1 protein-coding gene is annotated in these 6,343 nt (G+C 74.4%); it reads left to right on the forward strand.

All coding sequences use genetic code 11. The annotated features are described in order from the left end of the window. Positions 1-179: 179 nt before the first annotated feature. On the forward strand, positions 180-6,343 hold a 6,164-nt coding region (locus tag NBZ83_RS11660; RefSeq protein ID WP_438803306.1), incomplete at its 3' end, for a beta-ketoacyl synthase N-terminal-like domain-containing protein.

A 6,343-nucleotide genomic window follows, 5' to 3' on the forward strand; every position in this document is an offset into this window, starting at 1 on the left:
AGGCGAGTCGGATCTCGCCGCTCTTTTCGTTGCGCCCGGCGTGTCGGGGCTGATTCAGTCCGAGTGCCGAACCGCGTATGGCGAGCTTTTCCTGCGTCTGCGCGGACCAGTGGTGGACGCGGAGAAGAGCCGGGGATGACGATGGGAAACTTCATGGGTCACGACGTGGGAATGAAGCGGTGAGTACGTCGGATGGTGTCGTCGGTGAACGCCACCGGGTCGTCGTCGTGACGCCCTTCTCGGAGCCGAACGCGCACCTCGTCGCGGCGGCGGAGCGGGCGGGAGCCCTCGGCGTGCTCGATCTCGGCCTGGACGAGGATCGGGCGGTCACCGCGCTCGCCGACGCCGTGCGATGGGCTCCGGCAACGTTCGGGGTGCGGATCGGACCCGGATGCCCGGTGGGTCCCGATGAGTTACCGGCCGCTGTCGACACGGTCCTGCTGGCCCAGGACGCGCCGTGGGACGTGCCGACGGCGGCCGGGCCCGGCGGGCGTCGCCGGGTGCTCGTCGAGACGACGTCGGTCGACGGCGCGCGGGTGGCCGTCGCAGCCGGTGCTCACGGCGTCGTCGCCCGCGGGCTCGAAGGGGGCGGCCGGGTCGGCGACCTCACCACGTTCACCCTGCTGCAGGCGCTGCTCGCCGCGGACCTCACCACCTCCGCGGGGCCGCCGGCCCCGATCTGGGCGGCCGGCGGCATCGGCCCGCGGACCGCCGCGGCCGCCGTCGCGGGTGGGGCGGCCGGGGTCGTGCTGGACTCCCAGCTTGCCCTGGTCCGGGAGATGGAACTGCCGGCGGAGATCGCGGGCGCGCTGCGGGTGATGGACGGCGCCGAGACCGCCCTGGTGGCCGGGCATCGCGTGTACACGCGGCCCGACCTCCCGGTGGCCGGGCTCGTCGCCGCGCAGGACGTCGGGCCGGCGGAGGTGGCCCTGCGTCTGGGCGCCCGGGACCTGCGCACGCAGCTGCTCCCGGTTGGACAGGACGGGGGGTTCGCGGCTCGGCTGGCCGAGCGGTACCTGACCGCCGGTGGGGTCGTGCGCGCGGTGCGGGAGTCGATCGGGGAGTCGATCGCGGCGGCGGTCACAGTGCGTCCGCTGGCCCCCGGCGCACCGTTCGCCGCGTCCCGGGGGCTGGCGTACCCGGTGGCTCAGGGGCCGATGACCCGGGTGAGTGACCGGGCGGCGTTCGCCCGGGAGGTGGCCGCGGCCGGCGGACTGCCGTTTCTGGCGCTGGCCCTGATGCGGGGACCGCAGGTCCGGGCCCTGCTCGAGGAGACCGCCGCCGCGCTGGGGGAACGGCCCTGGGGCGTCGGCCTGCTCGGTTTCGCCCCGCCCGAGTTGCGGGCCGAACAGCTGCGGGTGGTGCGTGACATCCGGCCGCCGTGCGCGCTCATAGCCGGCGGGCGGCCGGCCCAGTCCGCTCCGCTGGAGGCGGACGGCATCGACACCTTCCTGCACGCGCCCTCGCCGGGCCTGCTTCAGCGTTTCCTCGGCGAAGGCGCGCGCAGGTTCGTGTTCGAGGGCCGGGAATGCGGCGGCCATGTCGGCCCGCGCACCAGCTTCGCCCTCTGGGAGGCGCAGATCTCCGTGCTGGAGGAGTTCGGCGCGGGGCTCGGCGCGCGGGGTGCGGACTTCTTCGACCAGCTGCACCTGCTGTTCGCCGGCGGGGTGCACGACGAACGGTCGGCGGCGATGGTCTCGGCCGCGGCGGCGTCGCTGGCCGCACGCGGGGCGAAGGTGGGCGTGCTGATGGGCACCGCGTACCTGTTCACGCCGGAGGCGGTGGACAGTGGCGCGATCGTGGCGGGTTTCCAGGAGGCGGCCCTCGGCTGTGAGCGGACGGTCCTGCTCGAGACGTCACCGGGCCATGCGACCCGCTGCGTCGACTCACCTTTCGTCCGGACCTTCCAGGAGACCAGGGCCGAGCTCGCCGCGCGGGGACAATCGTCCCGGCAGGTGTGGGAGGAGCTGGAACGACTGAATCTCGGCCGGCTGCGGATTGCCAGCAAGGGCCTGCGGCGCGTGGGTGACGAGCTCGTGCGGGTGGACGAGGCCGGCCAGGCCGACGAGGGCATGGTCATGATCGGACAGGTCGGCGCGCTGCGTCATTCCCGTCTCTCGATCGCCGAGCTGCACAGACAGGTCACCGAGGGGGCGGCGGCCGTGCTCACCCGGCGGGCGGCCGAACTCGGGCACGCCGCCCGGACCGACCCGCAGGCCCAGGTCGCCGCGCCCGATCCCCAGGGCGAGACAGCGGACCGCGAGGCGCTGGCAGCCCGTTCGGTGGCGGCGGTCCGTGCCAGCGCCCGGCCGCTGGACGTGGCGATCGTCGGCATGGCCGCGGTGTTTCCCGGCGCACCCGACGTCGAGGCGTACTGGGCCAACGTCGTCGGCGGCGTCGACGCCGTCACCGAGGTGTCCCCGCAGCGGTGGGATCCGGCCGTCTATGCCGATCCCGGCGCCGCGACCCCCGGCGCCGGGGAACGCACGCCGTCGCGGTGGGGCGGGTTCCTGGCACCCCTTCCCTTCGACGCGTTCGCCTATGGCATCCCGCCGACATCGCTGCGCAGCATCGGACCCGATCAGTTGCTGGCGCTCGAGGTCGCGGCCCGTGCACTGCGCGACGCGGGATATGACCGCCGGTCGTTCGACCGGGCCCGTACCTCCGTGGTCTTCGGGGCGGAGGCGGGCGCCGACCTCGCGGCGGCCTACGGTCTTCGCAGCCTGCTGCCGGCCTACTTCGACGAGGTGCCGCCCGAACTCGACGAGCACCTGCCGAGGCTCGACGAGGATTCCTTCCCCGGCATTCTGTCCAACGTCATCGCCGGTCGGATCGCCAATCGGCTGAATCTGGGCGGCGTCAACTTCACGATCGACGCGGCCTGCGCGTCGTCGTTGGCCGCGCTCGACGCGGCCTGCAAGGAACTCGTCGGCGGCACCTCGGACATGGTGCTCTGCGGCGGCGTCGACACCCACAACAGCGTCCACGACTTCCTGATGTTCTCCTCCGTGCACGCCCTGTCCCCGACCGGGCGATCCCGCAGCTTCGACATGTCCGCGGACGGGATCAGCCTCGGTGAAGGTGTCGCGGTGGTCGTACTCAAACGGCTGGCGGACGCCGAGCGTGACGGCGACCGGATCCACGCCGTGATCAAGGCAGTCGCCGGTTCGTCCGACGGCCGGGCTCAGGGCATGACCGCCCCCAACGTGACGGGGCAGACGCTCGCGCTCGACCGCGCGTACGCCCACGCGGGCATCTCCCCGTCGGAGATCGGGTTGGTGGAGGCCCACGCCACCGGCACCGTCGTCGGCGACCGCACGGAGCTTGCCGGCCTGACCAAGGTCTTCACCCAGCACGGAGCCGAACCGGGTGCGTGCGCGATCGGCTCGGTGAAGTCCCAGATCGGCCACACCAAGTGCGCGGCCGGGTTGGCCGGTCTGATCAAGGCGGCGAAGGCCGTCAGCGCCGGCGTGCGCCCCCCGACCCTGCATCTCACCCGGCCCAACACCGTCTGGGACCGGGGCGACAGCCCGTTCTCGTTCGACACGGTGGCCGCGCCGTGGACCGCGCCCCCCGAACACCGTCACGCCGGCGTGTCGGCCTTCGGGTTCGGCGGGACGAACTTTCACGCCGTGCTGTCCGCCTACACCGGCGGCCCCGAACCCGCCCACGGCCTGGACGCCTGGCCGGCGGAGCTGTTCGTGATCCACGGGGCGGATCGGGCCGCCGCCGTGCACGGCCTGGATCGGCTGGCGGCCCTCGCGCGGGGGAACGACGAGGCGGGCCGGCCGCTGCGCCTGCGCGATCTCGCCCGGACCGCCTGCGCGCAGGGCTCGGGTCGCGTTCAGGTCGCCTTCGTCGCGGCGCACCTTGACGACGTGGCCGGATTGATCGCGGCCGCGAGAGCGTTGCGCACGGACCGCGGCGCGGGCGTCTTCGCCGCCGACGACGAGGACGCCGGACAGGTCGCCTTCCTGTTTCCCGGTCAGGGCAGTCAGCGCCCGCGGATGCTCGCGGACCTGTTCGTCGCGTTTCCGCGCCTGCGGTCGGTGCTCGACCTGGGACCCCACTGGGCCGACCTGCTGTTTCCCTCCGCCGCCTTCGGCGGTGACGAGGCCGCCGCGCAGACGGCCGCGATCACGGACACCCGCGCCGCCCAGCCCACGCTGGGCATCGCCGGCCTCGCCATGGCCGACATCCTCGCCGGCCTCGCCGTGCGTGCCGATCATCTGGCCGGTCACTCCTACGGTGAGCTCGTCGCCCTCTGCGTCTCCGGGGCGCTGCGCCGCCGCGACCTGATACCGCTGAGCGAGGCGCGGGCACGGGCGGTCCTCGACGCCGCCGCCGACTACGCGGCGCGGCCCGGCGGACCCGGCCGCGTCGACCCGGGCGCCGTCGATGCGGGTGATGTCGACGCGGGGATCATGGCGGCGGTCTCTGCGAGCCCGGAGCAGGTCCGCCGGGTGCTCGGCGCTGGACCGGACGGCGCTGGACCGGACGGCGTCGTGGTCGCCAACCACAACGCCCCGAAGCAGACGGTCATCTCCGGGCCGACGGCCGCCGTCGAGGCCGCGATCATCCGCCTTTCCGGCGCCGGTGCGGCGGCCCGGCGGATCGCGACCGCGTGCGCCTTCCACAGCCCCGTCGTCGCGGCGGCGAGCGGGCAGCTGGCGCGGCGGCTCGAGGACCTCACCGTGCGAGCTCCGTCCACCCCGGTGTGGTCCAACACCACCGCGGCGCGCTACCCGGACAGCGTCGATGGTGTCCGGGCGACCCTCGCCGGGCAGGTCGCCGAGCCCGTTCGGTTCGTCGAGCAGATCGAGGCCATGTACGCCGCGGGGGCGCGGACCTTCGTCGAGGTCGGCCCCGGCCGCGTGCTGACCGGGCTGACCGGGAAGATCCTCGCCGGCCGGCCGCACCGGGCCGTGGCGACGGACGTGGCCGGCGAACACGGCCTTCGCCGGCTGCTGCTGGCGCTGGCGGAGCTGGCGGCCGCCGGGGTGGCCATGGACGTGATGCCGCTGTTCGTCGGACGGGACACCCGCACGGCCTCGGTCGACACCCTCGCGCGCCGTCCCGGCTGGCTCGTCGACGGAGCCTACGTGCGCACCGGCGACGGCGAGTTCCTCACGGGGGGCCTGCGCCCGGCGCACGACCTCGCCCCCATCAGCCTGTCCGCACCCCCGAACCCCGAGGCGGTTACCCAGATGTCCGGTGATGACGGCATGGACCGAGCGGTGATCGAGTTCCTGCGGGCCAGCCGCGAACTCGCCGTCGCGCAGCGAGACGTGGTGCTCGGATACTTCGGGGCGGCCGAGCGCCCCGGGTCGACGGTGCCCGGAGTCGTTCTTCCTCCCGCCCGCACGACCGGCTGGTCGGTGGATCTCGACGGGCCGAGCGACATCGCCCGGACGACTGTGCCCGTGCCCTCCGGCGGATCCGCCCGCCCGCCGTCGGAATCGGTCCCGTCTGCGGATCGGATCCCGCCCGCGGAGCTGCTCCGGCGTGGGAGACCGGACGGCGCCGCCGCGGCTGCGGTGGACGGGCCGCCGGGTTCGGTGGCCGGGGCGGGGCTGGATCGGGAGTCGGTGAGCGGCGTCGTGGTCGAGGTGATCGGGGCGCAGACGGGATATCCGGCCGAGATGCTGGAGCCCGATCTGGATCTTGAGGCGGATCTGTCGATCGACTCCATCAAGCGGACGGAAGTGCTGGGGGCGCTGGCGGGCCGTCTCGGGCTGGGGGATCTCGCCGGTGGGGATCTCGCTGGTGGGGAGCAGGCCGACGTGGCGATGGAGGAGCTGGCGGCGATCCGGACGGTCCGGGGGATCGTCGACTGGATCGTCGCCCGCCGCGGAGGGGCGCCTCCACCTGCGCCCGGGGAGCGTGCCCCAGCCGGGGAGCGTGCCGTGGACGGGGAGCGTGCCGCAGCTGGGGACAGGGCGGTGCTCGGAATCCCGCGGCGCTTCCTGCTGGAGATGACGCCGGTGGACGAGGCGCCGGCCTGGACGGCTGGGCGGCCGGCCGCCGACAGCGGCGGCGGGGGTTCCGATGCGGCCCTGCCGTTGTCCGGCGCCCGGTTCGCGGTCGTGAACGACGACCTGGGTGTCGGGCTGGCGGCGTCGAGCCTGCTGGAACAGGCGGGCGCCCGCGTCGACCTGTTCTCCTCGGACGCGGTCGACCTTGCGCGGCGGATCGGCAGCGGGGTCGACGGCGTGCTGTGGTTGGCGTCGCTGTCGACGTCACAGGAGCGCGGCCCCGGCCTGCCGGACGCGTTCGCCGCGCTGCGGGCCGCGGTCCTCAACGGCGTGCGGCGGCTGGTCGTGGTGACAGGGCTGGGCGGGAC

Origin of the sequence: Frankia gtarii, from assembly GCF_025403375.1 — a bacterium.
In the GTDB taxonomy this organism is placed as follows: domain Bacteria; phylum Actinomycetota; class Actinomycetes; order Frankiales; family Frankiaceae; genus Frankia; species Frankia gtarii.